This window comes from Pseudomonas sp. GL_090, from assembly GCF_057837765.1.
The window spans coordinates 2,611,640-2,632,341 of record NZ_CM174452.1 but is presented as its reverse complement, the minus strand read 5'-3'; the positions used below and the strand labels follow the sequence as shown (position 1 = coordinate 2,632,341).

Genomic DNA, 20,702 nt, shown 5'->3' with positions numbered 1-20,702 from the left:
TCGCGAATTTGTTCGCGATGGGGTCTGCAACCGCATGGCAACGTGCGGTCAGCGGCAAAAACATCATGTCGTCAGGATAAAGTCCGTCTGATCGATACCTGCACTGTTAACACCGACAAGGCGAATAGTGTCCACTCCGATCCCGATCACTGAGTCCGCGCCGTCACCCGCAATGCTCACGTTGGCAGCGAACGTCTCGCTACTGATCCCCAGCCCCGCGATATTGAGCAAGTCCTGCCCTCCGGCCGGATTGATATCGAAGCCCTGGATCGAGTCGTTGCCGAAGCCTGCCGCGGAAAACATGAAGGTATCGTTGCCGAAGCCGCCGTTGAGCGTGTCGTTGCCCAGCCCGCCGAAGAACAGATCGTCACCCGCACCGCCGACCAGAGTGTCGTTGGCCTGGCCGCCCAGCATCGTGTGGTTTGCCGCCGCTGCGTCGTAGGCCAGCTCACTGCCGCTACCCTCGGCGTTCGCCTGCAAACCCGCCGCCGCGTATTGGCCATTCATCACGATCTGCGCCACATGCGCACCGTCGCTCACGCTCAGCATGCCGCCGGTGCCTGTGTCATTCGCTGCATAGGTGATCTGCGTATTGGCGCCGAACGCAACATCGCCAAAGTCCAGCTTGTCACCTTCGGCAAAACCGCTGACGCTGCCACTGAACGCCGTCGACTCATCGAGCTTGAGCGTGCCTGCCGCGCCGCTGTCGAACGTCACATGCTGATCGGAGGCTGCATCGAACTCCAGTATCGCCGAACCGCTGATAGTCGCGCTACCCGCGCCACTGGCCTCTGCGTGGACGGTGATGTTGCCATCATTCGCCCACAGGCTGCCGCTGTTGAGGAGCGCACTTTCAATCACCAATCCGCCGCTGCCGCTGGCTTGCAGCACACCCGTGTTGGTGACGGCGCTGCTGCCGGTATCGATCACCAGCGCATTGACACCGCTGGCAAGGATCAGGCCCGAGTTGACCAGCATCATCTGCCCCGCTCCCAACTGGCCGGCACCCGAGAGGGTGTTGTCGGCATTGGTGAGCACCGTGTCCGCGCTACCACCAAAGATCACGTTCTGCGCGCTGTCGGACAACACCACTTGCCCGCCACCGCTCAATGTCGCGCCACGGAACAGAATCTCGAGATCAGTCCCGCTGCCGCTGGAGCCGAGCGCTATGGTGCCGCTGTTGTCGATGCTGCCACCAAACGGCATGATCGCGCCGTCGGCAATGGTGATGGTGCCCGTATTGGTCGTGACCGGGTCCACATCGAACAGCAAGTTGCCCGCGCCCAACGCCGCCGCATCCACGCCCTTGACCGTGATCGTCTGGTCGGCGCTGATGCTGAGCACGGCGTTGCCGTTCGTATCGTTGGCGATAGTCACATCCGCAAAATCGTTGACACCCGTGAAGCCGATCAAATCGATCTTGTCCGCCGCCGCATCGAAGCTGTAAATGACGTTGTTGCCGATCGGCCGGGCGAACACGAAGGTGTCGGCACCGGACGAGCCGGTCAGGTTGTCGTCGGTGGACAAGGCGAAGATCGGTGCGCCTGGGGCATAGATTTCGATGTTGTTGAACACGTAGGCGCTTGCGGTGCTGCCGTCGTCGTTGCTCCAGTACATGTTGACATCGAGCACCAACGCACCGGCGAATTCGCATGGCGTTGTCACAGTCAATGCGCCGGGATCGCTGGTCTGCACGGTCCAGGTGCCATCGCCATTGTCGGTTCCTGCATTGAACACCCACCCCGAAGGAACACCGCTGATAGTCACCGTCACAGGGCCGCTAATATCGGCCAGTGGAACGTTGAGGGCCAGATTGACGGGTTCGCCGGCAACGCCTGCCGGAAGGTTTGCACTGCTCCCGGCCGCACCCGGATTACCCGCCAGGTCGGTGTAGCTGTTCGCGGCAACGTCGACTTTTATGCTACCGAGCAGCGTTCTGGTCAGCGTTGCCGTGTAGGTATCGCCGTCAACCTGGGTAAAGTTACTGAAAGTTGCGCGTGGCGTTGCGCTCGTTGTCGTCACTGCGACATCAGACAGGTTGAAACCGCTCACCGTCTCACTGAACTGGAATGTGACCGTCGACGTTGCACCCATCGAATTCTCTAAGGCAGTCCCTGTCACTATCACCGTTGGCGCCACGGTATCAACTGGCGTCTCAATGACGTTCTGCACGTTCACCGTAATCGTCTGCGTGTCGATTCCGCCATTGCCGTCGGACACCTGAACGTCCACAACGTAGGCGTTGTCGCCGTCAGTACCACCGACATCCTGGGCATTCTCGTAATCGGGTGCTGAGTTGAACGTCAGCACCCCGCTCGAACTGATCGAGAACTTGCTGAAGTCCGTCCCGGCCGTATTCAGGAGCGAGTAGTTCAGCGTCTGCGCCGGCAGATCGGCATCGGTCGCCACCACCGTCGTAACCGCCGTGGTGTTCTCCGCCACATTGACCGAAGCCGTCGCACCACCACCGTTGGAGGTGATCGTCGGTGAGTCGTTGCTGCCGGCGATATGCACGGTGACCGAAGAGAGAGTGCCGTCCGCACTGCTCACCGCGAAGGTGTCGGTGTAGGTGGTACCGGCGGCGAACTCGTTGTGGGCGGAGTTGGCGACGTAGCTCCAGGCACCGCCGGTACCGATGGAGAACTGGCCGTAGCTGCCGGCGGTGTTGGTTTGCGCGACGAAGGTGGCGGCGCTGTCGACGTCGCTGATGGTCAGGGTGCCGGCGGTGGAAATGTCGACGGCGGCATTGGTCTCGGTGAGGTTGGCGATGTCGGCGGACAGCACGGCGGCATCGTTGGTGCCGAGGATATGCACGGTGACCGAAGAGAGAGTGCCGTCGGCACTGCTCACCGCGAAGGTGTCGGTGTAGGTGGTACCGGCGGCGAACTCGTTGTGGGCGGAGTTGGCGACGTAGGTCCAGGCACCGCCGGTACCGATGGAGAACTGGCCGTAGCTGCCGGTGGTGTTGGTTTGCGCGACGAAGGTGGCGGCGCTGTCGACGTCGCTGATGGTCAGGGTGCCGGCGGTGGAAATGTCGACGGCGGCATTGGTCTCGGTGAGGTTGGCGATGTCGGCGGACAGCACGGCGGCATCGTTGGTGCCGAGGATATGCACGGTGACCGAAGTGAGGGTGCCGTCGGCACTGCTCACCGCGAAGGTGTCGGTGTAGGTGGTACCGGCGGCGAACTCGTTGTGGGCGGAGTTGGCGACGTAGGTCCAGGCACCGCCGGTGCCGATGGAGAACTGGCCGTAGCTGCCGGCGGTGTTGGTTTGCGCCTGGAAGCTTTCCGGGCTGTCGATATCGCTAATGATCAGACTGCCGCCGGTGGTCAGCGGAGCATTGGTTTCGCTCAGCGTAACGCTGGCCGAAGACAGCACGGCGGCGTCGTTGCTGCCGGTGACGGTGATAGTCACCAGTTGGGTGTCGACACCGCCGAGGCCGTCGCTGACCTGCACCGTAAACACGTCATTGTGACTCTCGCCCGCCTTCAGCGACTGCACTGCACTGGCAACGCCATCGCTGCCGTTGGCCAGCGTGTAGGTCCATTGGCCGGTGGTGTCGACGGCGATCGAGCCGTAGGTGCCTGTTGCCGGGCCATTGATGGTCCAGGTCGCCGTGGCATCGTGATCGATGTCGGCCGAGCTGAACTGGCCATTCACGCTGAGCGTGCCGTCTTCCTGCACCGCGCCGGCCTCGTTGCCCGTCGCGAAGCTGAGCACGGGTGCGTCGTTGCTGCCGGTGATGGTGATGGTAACGGTCTGCGGCACCGAGACCGCGGTGCCCGTGCCGCTGTCATCAGTGGCCACCACGGTGTAGGAGAAGCTGATGGTTTCACTGGCGCTCAGGAAGTCCAGGTTCTCGCTGCTGCTGTAGGTCCAGCCGGCCTGATTGACCGAGAAACCGGCGACCAGCGCCGCGGCCTGTGCCGCACCGAGGGTGCCGCCGCTCCAGGCGATATCGTGGTTGGCGCTCTGGCTGACCGTCACCCCGTCATTACTGTCCAGATCGGCGAAACTCAGCGTACCGCTGTCGCTCAAGGTGGCCGCGCCGTTGCCTTCGTTCATCGCCCCGGCCGTGTCGTCGATGGTCAGCGTCGGCTGGTCATTGGTGCCGGTCAGGGTGATCGTCACCGTTTGCGCTGCCGAGGTCGCGGTGCCCGTACCGCTGTCATCAGTGGCCACCACGGTGTAGGAGAAGCTGATGGTTTCACCGGCGCTCAGGAAGTCCAGGTTCTCGCTGCTGCTGTAGGTCCAGCCGGCCTGATTGACCGAGAAACCGGCGACCAGCGCCGCGGCCTGCGCCGCACCGAGGGTGCCGCCGCTCCAGGCGATATCGTGGTTGGCGCTCTGGCTGACCGTCACCCCGTCATTGCTGTCCAGATCGGCGAAGCTCAGCGCTCCGCTGTCGCTCAAGGTGGCCGCGCCGTTGCCTTCGTCCATCGCCCCGGCCGTGTCGTCGATGGTCAGCGTCGGCCGGTCGTTGGTACCGGTCAGAGTGATCGTCACGTCCTTGGTCACTGTCGCCCCGAAGTCGTCAGTCAGCGTCACCGTGAACACTTCGGTCTTGGTCTGACCTTCAGCCAGGTACTGCGCCGCACTGTTGTTCAGCGTATAGGTCCAGCCCACGCTGCCCGCCGCGTCGCCAGTGCTCTCGTCGCTGACATTGGCCACCAGCGAACCCAGCGCACCGGATGGCGCGCTCACGCTGGCCACATGGGCGTCATCGGCCAGGTCCACGTCGCCGAAGGCGAAACTGCCACTGGCTACCGTGGTGCCGTCTTCGGTCACCGCACCGCTTTCAATTTCTGCCGCCGACACCGTCGGCCCGTCGTTGGTGCCGGTGATAGTGATGGTCACATTCTGCGATACCGACGAACCATGGCCATCGCTGATGGTGACCAGGTAAGTTTCGGTGACTGTCTGTCCCTGTGCCAGGTACTGTGCCGCCGCATTGCTCAGGTTGTACGTCCATTGCACCGAACCGTCGGCCGCGTTCGCTGCTTCGCTTACCGGCGAGAGCGCGAACGTACCAAGATAAGTAGCGTTGCCCCCCGCTGGCGCGAACGTCGCCATGTGCGTGTCACTCAGGTCGACGTCGTTGAAGGTAATCGTGCCGCTGGCCGTCAGCGCGTCGGTCGCGCTCGCAGTGGTGTCGGCGTCTTCGGTCACCATGCCGGCCTGCGCGCCGAGGCTGATCGTCACGCCATCATTCTCGCCCGAAAACTGCACTGTCGCGGTGGCCCAGCTGAGCGTTCCGTTGCCCAGACGCATCGCATAGGTAAAGCTGTCCGTCAGGAACTCGCCAGTAGCCAGCGCCTGGAGTTGTGCCTTGAAAGCAGTGGTGAATGTAGCGGCGTCGTAGCCGACCTTACCGTCCGAGGTGATCCAGATCTTTGCACCATTCATACTGGTGTCAGAACTCGTCGCCTCAGCCCTCGCCGTATCCTGGGTCAGGAGGTCGGCCGGAGCATAAACCTTGGTGGCAGTAGGATCGCTCACCGCATTGTCGAGTGACCAGAGTGTCTTCGCGTTACCGCCGAGGTCATTGGACATGACGTCCCAATACACGACCCCCAACAGATTTTCAGTGGTGGTAAAGACGTCATCCTTCGCCTGCGGCGTGTTGGAAAACGAGGTAATGGTTCCGCCGCTGGTAGTTGTAGTGCTAGCCATGTCTTTCTCCCTAGAAGTCACCCTGAGCAAAAAACCGCTGTGGGCCGCTAACAGCCACAAGCCGATTCTTCCCCCACCCACGAACCCATCACTCCACCGGTACCAGCCGACTGGCCAGCAGCCTCACGCCCACCCCGGCCCTGCCGCCCAGCGGTTCAATGCGCACGATTTGTCCTTGCGCCTTGAACTTCATGGGGCCGCCGGGAGTGTCGAGTTCGATCTCGAAGTCAATCAAGCTACCCACCTGCTGCTCGCTATCGGTTTCGAAATACAAACCGGAGGCGCTGATGTCACGGATGACACCGCTACCCCCGCCGATCAGTTGCAGCGACAGGGTGACTTGTTCACGGGGCTCAATTCGGTGTGTGTCTTTCATGGCAGCAGTCTAAAAACGGCCTCTGTTTTTTACATGAGCGCGCTATCCCTTTTTTCTGGGAGTCAATCACCCATGAAAACAGTGTTTTACGGGACAAATGTCATGGGAGGGGATGTCTGAAGCGCTATAGAAAAAAGCCAGGGGCTGCAACGATTGCTATCATGGTCAGCTAACACAACCCGCCTAAAGAGGCAGCGAGCCGCATGCCAATTCAAGTCCTGTTAGTCGCTCTACCGCTCGTGGCCTGGGGCCTTGAGCGTCTGGTGGAAAGCGCTCAACCGAGGTTGAAGCTGGCGGGTTCGACGGCGTCGGTGGCGCAATACCTGCTTTCGTTGCACCAATACACACCAGATGTGGTGGTATTGGACCTGGACAGCGAGGACTGTATCGAGTCGCTGGCCGAGCTGCACAGCCGGACCAAGGCCAAGATTCTGGTAGTGACAGGGTCGAGTGACTTGGCACTGCATGACAGTGCGGTGCTGGCGGGCGCACGTGGCGTGGTGGATAAGCGGGAGTCGGCATCGGCATCAACATTGCTCAAAGCCATAGAAAAAGTGCATGAAGGCGAACTCTGGATCGACCGCAATGCGACCAGCCGTATCTTCCTTGAACTGGCGCGCAAGAAAGTCGAGCGCGATATTGACCCGGAGCAACACAAAATCGCCAAGCTGACGCGCCGCGAACAGCAAACCATTGCATCGCTGGCCAGCGACCCCTCTGCCCCTGGCAAGTTGGTGGCCGAGAAGCTGCACATCAGCGAGCACACGCTGCGCAACCATTTGACATCGATCTACAGCAAGCTGGGCCTGACGAACCGTGTAGATCTTTACGCCTACGCACACAAGCATGGGCTTTCCACAGGCGACTGAGGGCCGCGGCAACACGACCGATCTACCCCACCCTTCTCCTGCATTGGGCCACAGTGGGAGGCACCACTTCATTCCAATCGGTGGTGACCAGGCTCTCTCAATAGGTGATTGCAAACCGTACGCCGGGAAACGGATTGCGGGCGACAGGCACTACGTGCCAATTGGGGTTAACTGTATTTTGGCAGGCGGTAATCGGCCAGGAGCCGCCGCTCAAATACGTCCAGCAAACTGAACACAATTCCATGTATAGGTAGAAATGGCTTGGGTTTGATCCAGGCGGCACGCATGAATAGGCACGATAGTATGTCTATCTCAAAGATGTACTGACCTGGCTGCCAGCGCAGCGGACCATTGAAATCGGGCAACCGCTACCGCGCGCGCGTATGCGGGCCTGACTCACTCAAGGGTAAGTTGGGCAAGGCTTACGTCTAATCGCGATAGACGGTTAGCCGAACGCTAACGGACCATGGAACATTTTGCTGATGCAAGTGTCACACCTTTCCATCAGGAGTCACCCCAATCACTACCAAGGATAGGTAACTATGGCTTTCGACGCCTACATCCAAATCGAAGATATTGCTGGCGAAGCGCTGGATGAGCAATACAACAACTGGATCGAGATCACCAGCTACGGCTTCGCCGTCAATCAAAGCACGTCTGCTACCGCAAGCTCTTCTGGCGGTGCGACATCAGGCCGTACGACCCTGACCAATTTCACCTTCACCAAGTTTCTCGATAGCGCCAGTTGCAAGCTGCTGGAAGCAAGCTGTGCGGGTCGGCATCTGAAAGAAGTGAAGCTTGCGCTTTGCCGGGCAGGCACAGACAAGCTTAAGTACTACGAAATAGTCCTGGAAGAGGTGATCATTGCCGACTACTCGCAGAACGCCAGCTCGGGCGTTCCCATCGAGGTCGTTCAGTTGAACTACGGGCGCATCAAGACCACTTACACGCGACAGAAACGATCCGATGGTAGCGCTGGCGGGAATGTGACGGGGGGCTGGGACCGGATCAACAACAAGACGTATGCGTGAGGTAAGACGATGTCTGAAGCAAGGAGCTTCATCAACCCCAGAACTCAGTCATACCAGTCTTTGAGAGCCAGCACACCGGTTTCGGGGCACGCCCGGGGCAAATTCGATGTCCTCAATGCCCACATTACCAACAGCGTAGTCATGGCAGGGGAGCTGGTGATTGTGGGCGACTCCGATACACCCTCTTGCACCAGTCACGAAGCATTCCTGATGGCCAAGGCTGCGCAAGTGCACACTGGCCTGCTGACCAGCGGGGTCGAGGCGGACGATTTCTTTCTAGAGCATTTCGATTTACTGCAAAGTGTGCTGGCAAACGCCTCAATGGGGGCAGGTGCGGCCAGTGAGGGGTGGAGCAAGCATCTGAGTAATATCAAGGTCACCCTTGAAGAGATCGAGAAGCTGCACCGCGATTACCTTGGTTCTGGCACCTTAAGTGCGCGCGACGCGTTCTACGCAAAGCGCACCCTGTTGTTCATGAAGCTCGAAAAGCAGTTGGCGAGCGTTGCCGCATACGGCTCAGGCTTACGTAATCAAGGGAAGATCAAACAGGCATTGGGTATTTCGACGCGAAGCTATTTGAATCATGGTGAAATCGCGGGCTATGCCGACAAGGTGTCTGGGGTTGCCAGAGCATCAAATCTGGTCAAAAAAGGCACGTATATTGGTACCGCGCTGGATGTGGCATCCACCGGCCTGGCGATTCATAAAGCCTGCACGACGGGGCGGGAGGACCAATGTCGACGCGCCAAATATGTTGAAAGTTCGACCTTGATGGGTAGCCTGGCGGGCGGCAGCGCGGGGGGGTATGTGGGCGGTATGATAGGGACTGGTGTTTGTGCCGTCGTTCTGGGGATCAGTACAGGCGGCCCCGGAGCACTAGCTTGTGCTGTCATCGGTGGAGCAGCGGGCGGTAAGATTTTCGGTGATTTCGGGAGCAAGGGAGGCGAGATGCTGGGTGACTTTTTGTATAGTGAGGTATCGGAGTGAATGAAGTTCACCCTGGACTGATCGCGTTACTGATCATTGCACCCATGATACTGGCAATGATCGTACAGTGTTGCATTGCTCATAAATACACTGAGCGCTTTGAGTCGTTTCTTACGAATTGTATTTTCGTGACCGGCAATAAAAAAACATTTCAACATGCAGGCCTTCTGGGCAAGGTTATGCGCACGGGGTTGATCTCTATGGTGCTGGCTGTACCGAAGATCTTTGTGCGCAGGGGTTTGATTGACATCGATGAAGTCAAACGATTCCCGCCCCGTATGAGACGACTGCTGGTGAGCCTGTTAGGCATCCACATCGTGTTGCTCACCGCGCTGGCCATTTTCAATTATGCACAGCGTTGAAACTTAGCCGGCTAGCATTGGCTTTACCCGGTCGGTGGCCAGCTAGATGGTATTGGCACGGTCACCGGACCAGCTCTTGTCAACGTGGAGAAAATCACGGACAGAACTACTGGGCCTCGGCCAAAGGCGACTACCTGAGCCAAGGTAACCCGCGCCCCGTCAAATTCTCAGACACCGTCAACTTCTAAGTAGAACCTAGCAACAGATCGTTCATTTTCGATCCCCTGGGACTGCAAAACACGCCTTAACGGACCCTTTTTTAATAGCGGGAACGTGACTGGCAGCAAACCTTTAGAATAGACGGCGGCGTTTGAAGCGCCGCCGTCATTTAACCAGTCAGATACAGAGGTCGAAGTTAGATTACGACCGATAGCTACTTGATGTGAGAGACCGCTAAGGGTCCAGGCTGTGTGAAAACGCCTGCGATTGTCTAATCTTCTGATCGTCTAGATCGTGGCGGGGACGATCATGAAGCGTTTCATTGAAGGTGAGGCTCGGACGCAAGTCACGTTGCTGCCGGAGTGCCTGGACGATTACGTTGCCGAAGAAAATCCAGTGCGAGTGGTCGACGTTTTCGTTGATGAACTCGACCTGGGTGCACTTGGTTTTGAGGGCGTCGATCCTGCTGCAACGGGGCGTCCGGCCTACCATCCAGCGATCTTGCTGAAGATCTATATCTACGGCTATCTCAATCGGATTCAGTCCAGCCGCCGGCTGGAGCGTGAGGCCGAGCGCAACGTCGAGTTGATGTGGCTGACGGGTCGACTGGCTCCAGATTTCAAAACCATCGCCGACTTTCGCAAAGACAACGGCAAAGCCATTCGCAGCGTCTGCCGACAATTCGTAGTGCTTTGCCGCAACCTCAATCTCTTCTCCCAGTCGATCATCGCCATCGACGGCAGCAAATTCAAAGCTGTGAACAACCGCGACCGTAACTTCACTCAGGGAAAAGTGAAGGCACGCATGCAGCAGATCGAGCAGAGCATCGATCGATATCTGGCGGCAATGGATTCGGCGGATCGGGCAACGCCCGAAGTGGCCGAGGCCAAAGCAGAACGGCTGAAAGAAAAGATAGAAACGCTGAAAAAGCAGATGCAAAAACTCAAGGACATCGAGGCGCAGCTTCACGAAAGCCCAGACCAGCAGATCTCCCTTACCGATCCAGATGCACGCTCAATGGCCACGAGCGGACGAGGCACCGGAACGGTTGGCTACAACGTACAAACAGCCGTCGACGACAAGCACCATTTGATCATTGCCCATGAGGTGACCAACGTTGGTAATGATCGTGGTCAACTCAGCAATATGGCGAACCAGGCGCGTGAAGAGATCGGCGCTGAGTCGCTGACGGTGGTCGCCGACCGAGGCTATTACAAAGGGCTGGAAATCCTTGCCTGCGAACAGGCGGACATCACCACCTTCGTACCGAAACCCCTGACATCTGGCAGCAAAGCCGAAGGCCGATTTGGTAAGCAGGACTTCATCTACGTTGCTGCATCGGACGAGTATCGATGCCCTGCGGGGCAGTTACTGACCAGGCGGCATTCGTCGATGGAAGACGGCATGTTATTGCATTGTTATTACTTCTCGGGCTGCCAGTCCTGCGCAATGCACAAGCAGTGCACTACGGGCAAGGAACGCCGTGTGAAACGCTGGGAACATGAAGCTGTAGTCGACGCGATGCAGGCTCGGCTAGAACATGATCCGGCGATGATGAGGGTTCGGCGACAGACCGTTGAACATCCGTTTGGAACGCTCAAGTACTGGATGGGAAGTACCCACTTCCTGACCAAGACCCTGCCGAGGGTGAGCACTGAGATGAGTCTTCATGTGCTCGCCTACAACCTCAAGCGAATGATGAGCATCTTCGGCATCGCAGGACTGCTTGAGGCGATCAGGGCGTGAATCCAACCGTTTGCTCGCCCGTTAGTGGCCGTTTGGGCCGCTGACGCGGCACAAACGGCATTACGAACATCTATGTAGCTGACTAAGGTAATTCGCGCTTCCGCCGGCTGATTCCAAAGGCAACCCTCGCGACTCTCAGTTTCCGACGTATTTAGCGCGTTTTCACACAGCCTGGGTCGTTTTCTGCCTCTCGCGACAGGCAAAAACCGACCAGGAACGGACATCAAACCAGCAAACCCCAAAAGCCCCGCACTCTGACGCCGTTAGCTATTTAAGCAACGCCCCCTAGAACTTTTTCCTATTTATCGGTCTATGTGGATAGGCACATCCATTCGCCAAGCGCGGACCCGCAGGCTCCCCCGAAGCCGGATGGCCACACGTCCAGAAATCAATCAGAGGTTGTCTTCGCTCATGAAATTCCATGACCCACGGATGGTGCTCTTCGGCCTGTTCGCGTTCGCGGCAGTGGGCTCGGCATCAGCCACACAGATGAAGACCTCAACCCCTGTTTTGGCACCTGAAGTCGCGGTCGTTCAGGTGCCGGTCCAGGCTGCGGTCAACCCTTGGCCGACCTTGGCCAGTATGGCCGGCAAGCAGCCAGGACCGTTGCTTGCCCATGACGACCGATACTGGCATGACGGCCGTTGGCACTCTCGTCGAGACGATTGGCGCCGGGATGACTGGCGTAGGGATAACTGGCGCAGAGAGCAAGCCCGCCGTGAAGCAGAACGCCATCGTTACTGGGAGCGCCACCAGGATCGGGCCATGCGGTACCGCTACGAGGACGATCGCCGCTACTATCGACGCTAGTGCGACGCCCCGCAGGGTTAAAAACGTCGACGGGATACGGGCGCCCCGCTTTCGCCCTCCTCGTCGGCGTTGAAGGCAATATGCAAACGCCGCCCTCCTCCAATTGCCGATGACACCGAAATCAGCCACCCCATGTGAATGCCCATGAAGCAGATTCAAAGGTTATGTTATATCCTATACCAACATAAACTGTCAGTCGTTACTGACAGAGCCATCCACTCCCTGCTTGCGGCATTCGATGACAACGCCTAATCACCTCCCCCCCATCACAAGCTTGAACCAACGCCTGTTGTCCATTGACGCCCTGAGGGGATTAGTCATCCTCCTTATGCTGTTGGATCACGTGCGCGAAACGTTCTTTTTGCACCGTCAGGTAGTAGACCCGATGGACATCGAATCCACTGAGCCGGCGTTATTTTTCAGCCGCACACTTGCCCATTTGTGTGCGCCGGTTTTCATACTGCTCACCGGACTGTCCGCTTGCCTGTACGGCCAAAAGCACCAGGGCAAGGGCGATGTGTCAGCCTTTTTATTCAAGCGCGGTCTGTTCCTGGTACTGCTGGAGTTCACCCTGGTGAATTTCGCCTGGACCTTTCAGTTCCCGCCTACGGCCATTTACATGCAGGTGATCTGGGCCATTGGCATCTGCATGATTGCCTTGGCCGGACTGGTTTGGTTACCCAGGTCCATTCTGTGCTGTCTGGGTCTGGTGATCGTGGCCGGGCACAACCTGCTGGATAATCTGCACTTCGCGGCAAGCTCGCCCATGCATATACCTTGGGCGATTCTGCATGATCGCGGCTGGATCGATTTCTCCGACAGCTTGCGTCTGCGCACCTCGTATCCTGTACTGCCGTGGATTGGTGTGATTGCTCTTGGGTACAGCATCGGCCCCTGGTTTGCCGGCCAGGTCTTGGCCGCGGATCGTCAACGTGCTCTGCTGCTTGCAGGGGTCGGGACATTGATCGGATTTGTCGCACTGCGAGCCGTCAATGGTTATGGCGAGGCGCCTTGGGTCGCCCATGAAGGCATCACGCAAACCCTCATGAGCTTCTTCAACATTACAAAATACCCACCTTCCCTGCTGTTCCTTTCGCTGACGCTGGGCACGGGCCTGTTACTGCTTCGAGCCCTGGAACGGGCCCGACAACGCAAGTGGGTCAATGCGTTGGCAGTCTTTGGCGCGGCGCCGATGTTCTTCTACTTGCTCCACCTTTACGTACTCAAGACGCTGTATCTGGTCGGCGCGGCGTTGTTCGGATTGAACCAGGGAGTTTTTTTCGGTTTCGACAGCATTTGGGCGGTGTGGCTGACGGCGGTGCTCTTGGCTTTATCCCTGTATTTACCCGTGCGCTGGTTCGCGGCATTGAAGGCACGCCGTCGCGATATCGGATGGCTCAAATATTTCTGATCAGGACATGCGCTCACAAAAAGGGCGCCTGGAGAGTAGTGCCTGCCAGTTAAGCCCCGGACATTGTGGGAGCGAGCTTGCTCGCGATAGCGGACTGTCAGGCACCCCTTATGTGACTGTTCAACCGCCATCGCGAGCAAGCTCGCTCCCACAAGGTTTGCGGTGTTCAAACGTTTAACTGATTGGCATTAGCCCTTGGAGAGCCCCTTTTTTCTAGACTGTCCCGTCCTGAAAACCTTTATCAAAGCGGAATGAGGCGCCGTAAGCCGAATCCGGTAAATGGCTAGCGCCATCGTCCCGTAACCGCGAACGGAAAGTACCGCTCTGCGGCCGGGTGCGATACAAGCCACGTTTTTGCAATTCAGGAATGACCAACTCTACGAAGTCCTCAAGGCTACCCGGGCTGATCAGCGGGTTGAGCATGTAGCCGCTGGTGCCGGAAATACGGGCGTGCTCTTCGATCCGGTCAGCCACCTGTTGCGGCGTTCCCACCAGAATCAGATCACTGCCCCGGGTGACGTTGGCAAAGCGCTGTTTGACATCGCCGGCGGTCAAGGGCTTGCCGCTGCCATCAGGCCGCATCACATAGGAGGTCATGCCTTCGGTATGAGTGGACAACGCTTCGCTGTCCGCATAGCGGCTGATGTCGATACCGGTATCACCGGCATAGCTCACCAGTTGTGCCTGCAAGTGATAGTTGCTTTGCAGCTCGTCATATTTGCGTTGGGCTTCGATCTCGGTCCTGGCCGTGACGATGCGCAGTACGGTCAGTGATTTGACATCCCCGGCGTGACGCCCCCGTGCCCGGGCCTGCGTCCATATATCTTCCAGCCCCTGGCGAATCTCCAGCGGGTTGGACTTGGCGATGAAAATCAGCTCGGCGTGCTTGGCCGCAAACTCACGACCACGGCCTGACCAACCGGCCTGGATCAGCAAGGGTGTGCGTTGCGGTGACGGAGACGTCAAATGCGGCCCGGTCACCCGGTAATGCTCGCCGACATGATTGATCGGTCGCACGCGATCGCCCTTGGCATAGACCTGGCGAGACTTGTCGGCGACCACGGCATCGTTTGCCCAACTGCCTTCCCAGAGCTTGTAAACCACATCGAGAAATTCATCGGCGCGTTCATAGCGATCATCGTGCTTGATCATCTGTTCCAGGCCGAAGTTACGGGCAGCGCTGGTCAGGTAGGACGTGACGATGTTCCAGCCGACCCGGCCATTGGTCAGGTGATCCAGCGTGCTGAAACGCCGGGCATGGGTGAAAGGATGCTCGTAACTGGTGGTCACGGTGACGCCGAAGGCCAGGTTTTCCGTCACGGCGGCCAATGCCGGAATGATCATCAATGGATCGTTGGCCGGTGCTTCCACCGCCCACTTCATGGCCGCGTCGGCATTACCGCCAAACACATCGTAGAAACCCAGCACATCACCAAAAAACAGCATGTCGAGATGAGCCTGGTCGGCGATGCGCGCCAGGTTCGACCAGTAGCCCAGCGAGTTGATGGCCAGTCGTTCGTCAGCCGGGTGCGTCCAGAGGCTCGGCGCGCCGCCACAGCCAACACTGGCTTGCTCGTATAACGCAAACAACAGAGGTTTTGGATCGGACATCGTAGTACCTGTAAAAAGTCATTGAGCGGATGGGTCAGCGCTGAGGCTTGAAACCTTTGCCGTAGTGGCGTTCAAGTCGGTTCTGTATCAGCTCCAGTCCAATGGACAGGAGCCAGTAGATAACGGCTGCGGTGGTGAGCATTTCGATGTAGCGGTAGGACGAGCGACCATAGGACTGCGCGAGGAACATCACTTCCCAGACCCCCATCACCGATATCAACGATGAGTCCTTGAGCATTGAAATGAACTGGCTGGTTGTCGGTGGAATGATCGTGCGCATGGCTTGCGGCAGGATGATGTGCAGAAACGTTGCCGCAGGCCTCAGACCCAAGGCCATCGCCGCTTCGCGCTGCCCGGGTGCTACAGCCATGATGCCGGCACGAAAAATCTCGCTGAGGTAGGCACCGTAATTGAGAGACAGCGCAATGATCCCCGCGCTGATCGCGCCCGGAACCACACCCAACTGCGGCAGCCCCAGATAGATCAGCAGGATCTGGATCAGCAGCGGCGTACCGCGAAAAAAGGACGCATAAAAACTGGCAATGCCCAAAGCCACTGCACTGCGAGACAGGCGCGCCAGTGCCGTCACGAAGCCAAGGAGCAACGACAGCCAGATCGAGCAGAAGCACAGGAACAGCGTCAGCGCGGCGCCCTGCAAGAAACCGTCAGGCCCCGGATGCAGGCCGACCAGGTTGGGCAACTTCTGCACAATGATCGAGAACTTCAGATCGAAGCTCATGAAAAACATGACGCACAGGCCGAACAGCATTGCCCAGGTCAAATACAGGCGAGTGCGAAAACCAAATAGCTGGCTGAAACGACGCGTCTGGGTTTCGGGGGCGATAACCGCCTTGGCCGGGTGTGGATTGAGGGCTGTCATTGGCTGATATCGGCACCGATCCACTTCTGTGAAATCCTGCTCAAGGTGCCATCGGCCTTGAGCTGGGTGACGACCTCAGTGACCTTGGCATTCCATTGCCGATCGCCCTTTTCGATCGCGACCACGTTGGGCTCCGCATACAGCGTGTCGCCAGCAATTTTGAAGCGAGGATCCTGGGCGATGCGTTCGCGAGCAGTGATGAGGTTGGTGACCATGGCATCCAGACGCACGCCCGTGCCCAGGGCCAGATCCTGGAAGGCTACCGTTTCGTTGTCGTATGGCGCGATCTGGACGCTTTCGAATGGATAGCTCAACGGCTTGTCCTCGGCGCCCTCGATCAGCAGATCCTTGTTCAGATAGGCTTCATAGGTCGACGCACTGATCACACCGACTTTTTTACCTGACAGATCCTTGCCCGTGACAATGTTCTTGTCGTTGGCATTCACCACGATCACGGCCGGTGACTGGTAATACTCCACCGGGAAGTCGAACACTTCGGCCCGTGCCTTGCTCGGGGTCATCGAGCACACGCAGATGTCATACCGACCGTTCCAGTGTCCGGCAGCGATGACATCCCAGGACGGTGTTTGCAGCTTCAGCTTCACCCCTAGCCGTTGCGCAACGGCCTTGGCGACATCCACGTCAAACCCGTCCAGTTGGTTCTGTTCATTGAGAAAGGAGAATGGCGGATAACTTTCCATCAGAACGCCGGTCAGCTCCCCGCTGCTGGTTACGCGATCCAGCGTGGCACCCGCCAAAGCCGTCGAGCAGGTAGCGAGTAATGCCAAGCCAAAAGGTAAAAGCGCCTTAGTGTTCACAGACAAGTGCTCCAATCGATTCAAAATACTGAATAGATTAAAACGCACTATAAAAATAGTTTGTACTTCCTTTATGGAATATAAGACTGCGTTCAAGCTATATTGGATCGAGCGCGTCAGGTGCTTGCAGCGCTGACTTCTGGTGACAAGCAACACCCACGCGCCAGGCACAACTGGTCAAGACCTTGCTCAATAGCGTGGTGTCGCTGGGGTAGGCGTCTGCCGCTGATGTTTCAGGCACTGAGGCGAGCATCCAGCGATGAGCTCATCGAGAAGCGTGCTGCCCGAGCTCCTGGGCAAGCCCGATGAGAATGCCTTCGGGCCCCCGTATGTAGCAGAGTCGATACACATCTTCGTACCGGGCCACTTTGCCGACGAGCTGCGCGCCGAGTTTGTGGAGCCTGGCGAGCGTGTCGTCGATGTCTTCCACGGTGAACATGATACGCAGGTAACCGAGGGCGTTCACCGGGGCGTTGCGGTGATCGGCGACCACAGGGGGTGCGAGGAATCGGGATAACTCGAGCCGGCTGTGACCGTCCGGCGTACGCATCATGGCAATCTCGACGCGCATGTCACGTAATCCGGTGACGCCATCTGCCCAGTCGCCTTCGATGGGCGCGCGCCCTTCGAACTCGAGGCCGAGTTCGGTGAAGAACTCGATGGCGGTGTCGAGGTCTTCTACCACGATGCCGATGTTGTCCATTCGCTTGACCGTCATGATGTCTCCTTGCTGCCCAACGTAGCCGTTCAACGTAGTAGTCGAACACCTAGCTTGGCATTGCCGGGCAAGACGACAAAATGAACTGACCAGCGGATCCCCCCCGCTCAACCGATGAGGCATCAGGCACGCCAGGCCGCATTCTCGATCAATAGCGCCATGCCCTGCCCGCCGCCAACACAGGCTGCGGCGACGCCGTAACGCAGATTGTGCTCACGCAGTTGTCGGGCCAGGGTCAGCACCAGACGCAAGCCACTGGCGGCCAAGGGGTGGCCGAGTGCCAACGAACCACCCTGGACGTTCAGACGCGAACAATCCAGCTCCAGTTCCTGAGCCACCGCCAGCACCTGGGCGGCCTGGGCTTCGTTGATTTCAAAGCGGTCGATCTGCTCCAGGCTCAAGCCGCTGCGCTGCAGCAGCAGGCGAATAGCCGGTGCCGGACCGATGCCCATGAACTCTGGCGCCACCCCGACCACCGCGCTGGCCCGCAGCAAGGTCAACGGTGTATCCCGGCAGGCCGAAGCGCGCCCGACCAAAGCAGCCGCCGCGCCATCGACCACCGCACAACTGTTGCCGGCGGTTTGCACCCCGCCTTCGTGCACGCTGCGCAACCGGGCCAACGCTGCGATCTCACCAGGCCGCGGGTGGCTGTCTTCACTCACCGTCACGACACCGCGTGACAGGCGGATGCCCCGTGGCTGATAGCCTTGCAACTCAAATGCCTGAGGCCCCACGGCAACGATCTCGGGTGCCAGCCAGCCCGCTTGTTGTGCCGCAAACGCTCGCTGATGACTGGCACAGGCGTAGGCGTCCACCGCTTCGCGACTCAGCCCATAACGCCGCGCAAGGTTGTCGGCGGTGGTGATCATGTCCACCCCGGGAGCCGGGTCGTACAGCGCTTCCCAGAGAAAATCCCTGAACTGCACTTGCGCACCAAGGCGGAAACCGCCTCGATGGGTATAGGCCGCAATCGGATTGCGCGACATCGATTCGGTGGCCACGCACAGGGCCAATTGCACGCCGTCATCCAGTTGCCTGGCGGCCTGGCGCAGCAGTTCGAAACCGGTGGCGCAGATGCGCTGCACCCCCAGTGCCGGAACCGATTGCGCCACGCCGCTGTAGAGGCCGATGTGCCGAGGCAGCAGGTAGACATCGAAGCTGGCCTGGGCCATGGAGCCCGCCAGCACACTGTCTACCGCCAGCGGGTCGACTTTCGCGCGCGCCAGTACTTCGCGCCCGACCTTGATGCCAAGGTCGATCGGCGACACCTCGGCCAGTGCCCCGCCGAGGTCCACCCAGGGCGTTCGCACCGCATCGAAAATCGCCGCATCGGCAAAGGCCGAGTACTGCCCGTCTGTGTTCACGACTTCGCCCCGGCGCGCAGGATGGCCGGATCGAGCCCGCGATACAGCGCCTCGACCTGTTCCGCGCGCCACTGCAATACCGCACGCTGATTGATCGAACCCTTGTCGGTGATTTCCCCCCGGTCGATGGACGCCGGCTCATCGAGCAAGGCGATCCATTCCAGCCGACTGGCATTGCCCGTGGCCTCGCGATTGAGTCGCTGCAACCAGCCGGCGAACCACTCCCGTACCTGCGCGCTGGCCAACACTTCGGCGTCACTGGCACTGGCCGCCAGCCCTGACAGCCGTCGACATTCAAACATCCGCGCAAAGACCAGCGCGCCCAGGCATTCACGATCCGGCGCGGTCACCACCAGGTCCTGGACATAGGGCGAACCTTCGAGCACCGCGCGGCTGCGCAACGGCCCGACGCTGACGAACACCCCGGATGACAACTTGAAATCTTCGGCGATGCGCCCGTCGAACATCAGCCCCAATTGCGGATCCCTCGGGTCGGCGAGTTTGAGTGCATCGCCGGAACAGTAGAAGCCCTGGGGGTCAAACGCTTCGAGGGTCTGCTGCGCTGACCGCCAGTAGCCGGGCATGATGTGTGGCCCACGAAAACGCCCTTCCAGTTTGCCGTCCACCGGCACCAGGCGCACCTCGCAACCGGGCGCCGGCAGGCCGACATAACCGGCCATGGACAACGGCCCGGTGGTGAAGGTGCAGGACGGCGAAGCCTCGGTCATGCCGAGCCCGGCCATCATGCGGATACGCTCACCGCAGTGCTGTTCGCTGACGCGGTCGAGACGGTCCCAGACACTTTGCGACAGGCCGGCCGCAGCAAAGAAGAACAGGCTGATGCGTTTGAAAAAGATCTCCCGCAGTTCCGCGTCCTGCTCCAGTGCCGAGGCCAGCTCTTCCCAGCCCTTGGGCACGGTCAGATAGGCGGTGGGCGACACTTCCTTGAGATTACGCAGGGTCTGCGCGAAACCCTGCGCCGTGGGCTTGCCGTCGTCCAGGTAAAAACTGCCACCGTTGTAGAGCACGATGCCGACGTTATGGCTGCCGCCGAAGGTGTGGTTCCACGGCAGCCAGTCCACCAGCACCGGCGGTTCTTCGCCGAACACCGGAAACGTCTGCAACAGCATCTGTTGGTTTGAGCACAGCATGCGTTGGGTGGTGATCACCGCTTTGGGGAGTTTGGTCGAGCCGGAGGTAAACAGGAACTTGGCGATGCTGTCTGGCCCCGTGCTGGCAAACGCGGCTTCGGCCTCGGCAGCGCCCGGCTGCTCAAGCAGGCTGGCAAAGCTGACCTGGTGGCGTCCTGCGACTTCGCCCCGGACGGTAATCATGGGCGTTTCAACCGGCAGCACGGCATCGATGGCACGCTGGTAGGCTGCGGCATCACTGACAAACACCAGGCCGGGTTGCAGCAGGTCGCAGACGTGACGCAGCTTGGCGAAATCCTGGGACAGCAGCGAATAGGCCGGCGACACCGGGCAGTAGGGAATGCCCGCATACAGCGCGCCGAACGCGAGTTGCAAATGTTCGATGTCATTGCCCGAGAGCAGCACCAGCGGTTTGTCTGCCGACAGGCCGTAGCTCAACAGGCTTTGGGCGATGGCCCGGACACTGTCGAGCATCTGCGCGTAACTGACCCGACGCCACTCACCGTCGGCCTGTCGGGCGGCGATGAAAGTCTGCTCGGGACGCACCCGGGCCCAATGCACCAGACGGTCGAGCAGTCGCGGCGGATAGTCGGCCAATGGCTCCAGGGAACGCATGTGCAACGCGCCCTGCTGTTCTTTCACCTCGACCGCTGCGCGACCGATGGACACGTGACGGTAGCGCGGCGCACTAGCCTCGGTGTGGGGTTGCGATCTGAATTCGGAACTCACGTGCTTG

General features: G+C 59.3%; 15 protein-coding genes. 7 read left to right on the top strand and 8 right to left on the bottom strand.

The window, feature by feature from the left end; all coding sequences use genetic code 11:
* Positions 1-63: 63 nt before the first annotated feature.
* Both AC3ITA_RS11765 and AC3ITA_RS11760 read right to left on the bottom strand, forming a co-directional pair.
* Complete coding sequence (locus tag AC3ITA_RS11765) at positions 64-5,673, bottom strand: beta strand repeat-containing protein (RefSeq protein WP_489280362.1); 5,610 nt, start codon at positions 5,671-5,673, stop codon at positions 64-66.
* A gap of 88 nt (positions 5,674-5,761) precedes the next feature.
* On the bottom strand, positions 5,762-6,049 hold the full coding sequence (locus AC3ITA_RS11760) for a PilZ domain-containing protein (RefSeq protein WP_489280360.1): 288 nt from the start codon (positions 6,047-6,049) through the stop codon (positions 5,762-5,764).
* Between the two features lie 203 nt (positions 6,050-6,252).
* On the opposite strand from AC3ITA_RS11760, the gene AC3ITA_RS11755 reads away from it, so the two are divergent.
* From AC3ITA_RS11755 to AC3ITA_RS11725, 7 genes are all read left to right on the top strand, one after another.
* Positions 6,253-6,918: a LuxR C-terminal-related transcriptional regulator gene (locus tag AC3ITA_RS11755; RefSeq protein WP_095941801.1), complete on the top strand. Its 666-nt coding sequence runs from the start codon at positions 6,253-6,255 to the stop codon at positions 6,916-6,918.
* A gap of 542 nt (positions 6,919-7,460) precedes the next feature.
* The gene (locus tag AC3ITA_RS11750; protein WP_095941800.1) at positions 7,461-7,949 is read left to right on the top strand and encodes an Hcp family type VI secretion system effector; all 489 of its coding nucleotides are present in this window, start codon (positions 7,461-7,463) and stop codon (positions 7,947-7,949) included.
* A 9-nt stretch (positions 7,950-7,958) separates the two neighbouring features.
* Positions 7,959-8,936, top strand: coding sequence for a hypothetical protein (locus tag AC3ITA_RS11745; protein WP_489280358.1), 978 nt, complete (start codon positions 7,959-7,961; stop codon positions 8,934-8,936).
* A complete protein-coding gene (locus AC3ITA_RS11740; RefSeq protein WP_489280357.1) occupies positions 8,933-9,298 on the top strand; it encodes a hypothetical protein in 366 nt (121 codons plus the stop codon). Before AC3ITA_RS11745 ends, AC3ITA_RS11740 begins: the two co-directional genes overlap by 4 nt.
* A gap of 468 nt (positions 9,299-9,766) precedes the next feature.
* Entirely contained in the window at positions 9,767-11,203 is a 1,437-nt protein-coding gene (locus AC3ITA_RS11735; protein ID WP_489277636.1) for an IS1182 family transposase, read from the top strand.
* 411 nt (positions 11,204-11,614) lie between these two features.
* A complete protein-coding gene (locus AC3ITA_RS11730) occupies positions 11,615-12,013 on the top strand; it encodes a hypothetical protein (protein ID WP_150673333.1) in 399 nt (132 codons plus the stop codon).
* Between the two features lie 238 nt (positions 12,014-12,251).
* Complete coding sequence (locus AC3ITA_RS11725; RefSeq protein WP_489280354.1) at positions 12,252-13,424, top strand: acetyltransferase domain-containing protein; 1,173 nt, start codon at positions 12,252-12,254, stop codon at positions 13,422-13,424.
* 213 nt (positions 13,425-13,637) lie between these two features.
* On the opposite strand, the gene AC3ITA_RS11720 is transcribed toward AC3ITA_RS11725, so the two are convergent.
* The 6 genes from AC3ITA_RS11720 to AC3ITA_RS11695 all read right to left on the bottom strand — a co-directional run bounded on the left by AC3ITA_RS11720 (position 13,638) and on the right by AC3ITA_RS11695 (position 20,695).
* Positions 13,638-15,035: an LLM class flavin-dependent oxidoreductase gene (locus AC3ITA_RS11720; RefSeq protein WP_489280352.1), complete on the bottom strand. Its 1,398-nt coding sequence runs from the start codon at positions 15,033-15,035 to the stop codon at positions 13,638-13,640.
* 34 nt (positions 15,036-15,069) lie between these two features.
* Entirely contained in the window at positions 15,070-15,915 is an 846-nt protein-coding gene (locus AC3ITA_RS11715) for an amino acid ABC transporter permease (protein WP_095941795.1), read from the bottom strand.
* Entirely contained in the window at positions 15,912-16,733 is an 822-nt protein-coding gene (locus tag AC3ITA_RS11710) for a transporter substrate-binding domain-containing protein (RefSeq protein WP_095941794.1), read from the bottom strand. The genes AC3ITA_RS11715 and AC3ITA_RS11710 overlap by 4 nt, the downstream gene beginning before the upstream one ends.
* 265 nt (positions 16,734-16,998) lie before the next feature.
* Positions 16,999-17,451 (bottom strand): VOC family protein, encoded by a 453-nt coding sequence (locus AC3ITA_RS11705; RefSeq protein ID WP_095941793.1) that lies wholly within the window; start codon positions 17,449-17,451, stop codon positions 16,999-17,001.
* Positions 17,452-17,573: 122 nt separating this feature from the next.
* On the bottom strand, positions 17,574-18,815 hold the full coding sequence (locus AC3ITA_RS11700) for a thiolase family protein (protein WP_095941792.1): 1,242 nt from the start codon (positions 18,813-18,815) through the stop codon (positions 17,574-17,576).
* Complete coding sequence (locus tag AC3ITA_RS11695; protein ID WP_095941791.1) at positions 18,812-20,695, bottom strand: feruloyl-CoA synthase; 1,884 nt, start codon at positions 20,693-20,695, stop codon at positions 18,812-18,814. The genes AC3ITA_RS11700 and AC3ITA_RS11695 overlap by 4 nt, the downstream gene beginning before the upstream one ends.
* Positions 20,696-20,702: the final 7 nt, after the last annotated feature.

Coding starts and splice junctions, on each gene's coding strand:
- AC3ITA_RS11705 (WP_095941793.1), bottom strand. CDS start 17,451: ATGACGGTCAAGCGAATGGACAACATCGGCATCGTGGTAGAAGACCTC.
- AC3ITA_RS11720 (WP_489280352.1), bottom strand. CDS start 15,035: ATGTCCGATCCAAAACCTCTGTTGTTTGCGTTATACGAGCAAGCCAGT.
- AC3ITA_RS11730 (WP_150673333.1), top strand. CDS start 11,615: ATGAAATTCCATGACCCACGGATGGTGCTCTTCGGCCTGTTCGCGTTC.
- AC3ITA_RS11750 (WP_095941800.1), top strand. CDS start 7,461: ATGGCTTTCGACGCCTACATCCAAATCGAAGATATTGCTGGCGAAGCG.
- AC3ITA_RS11725 (WP_489280354.1), top strand. CDS start 12,252: ATGACAACGCCTAATCACCTCCCCCCCATCACAAGCTTGAACCAACGC.
- AC3ITA_RS11755 (WP_095941801.1), top strand. CDS start 6,253: ATGCCAATTCAAGTCCTGTTAGTCGCTCTACCGCTCGTGGCCTGGGGC.
- AC3ITA_RS11760 (WP_489280360.1), bottom strand. CDS start 6,049: ATGAAAGACACACACCGAATTGAGCCCCGTGAACAAGTCACCCTGTCG.
- AC3ITA_RS11765 (WP_489280362.1), bottom strand. CDS start 5,673: ATGGCTAGCACTACAACTACCAGCGGCGGAACCATTACCTCGTTTTCC.
- AC3ITA_RS11735 (WP_489277636.1), top strand. CDS start 9,767: ATGAAGCGTTTCATTGAAGGTGAGGCTCGGACGCAAGTCACGTTGCTG.
- AC3ITA_RS11715 (WP_095941795.1), bottom strand. CDS start 15,915: ATGACAGCCCTCAATCCACACCCGGCCAAGGCGGTTATCGCCCCCGAA.
- AC3ITA_RS11745 (WP_489280358.1), top strand. CDS start 7,959: ATGTCTGAAGCAAGGAGCTTCATCAACCCCAGAACTCAGTCATACCAG.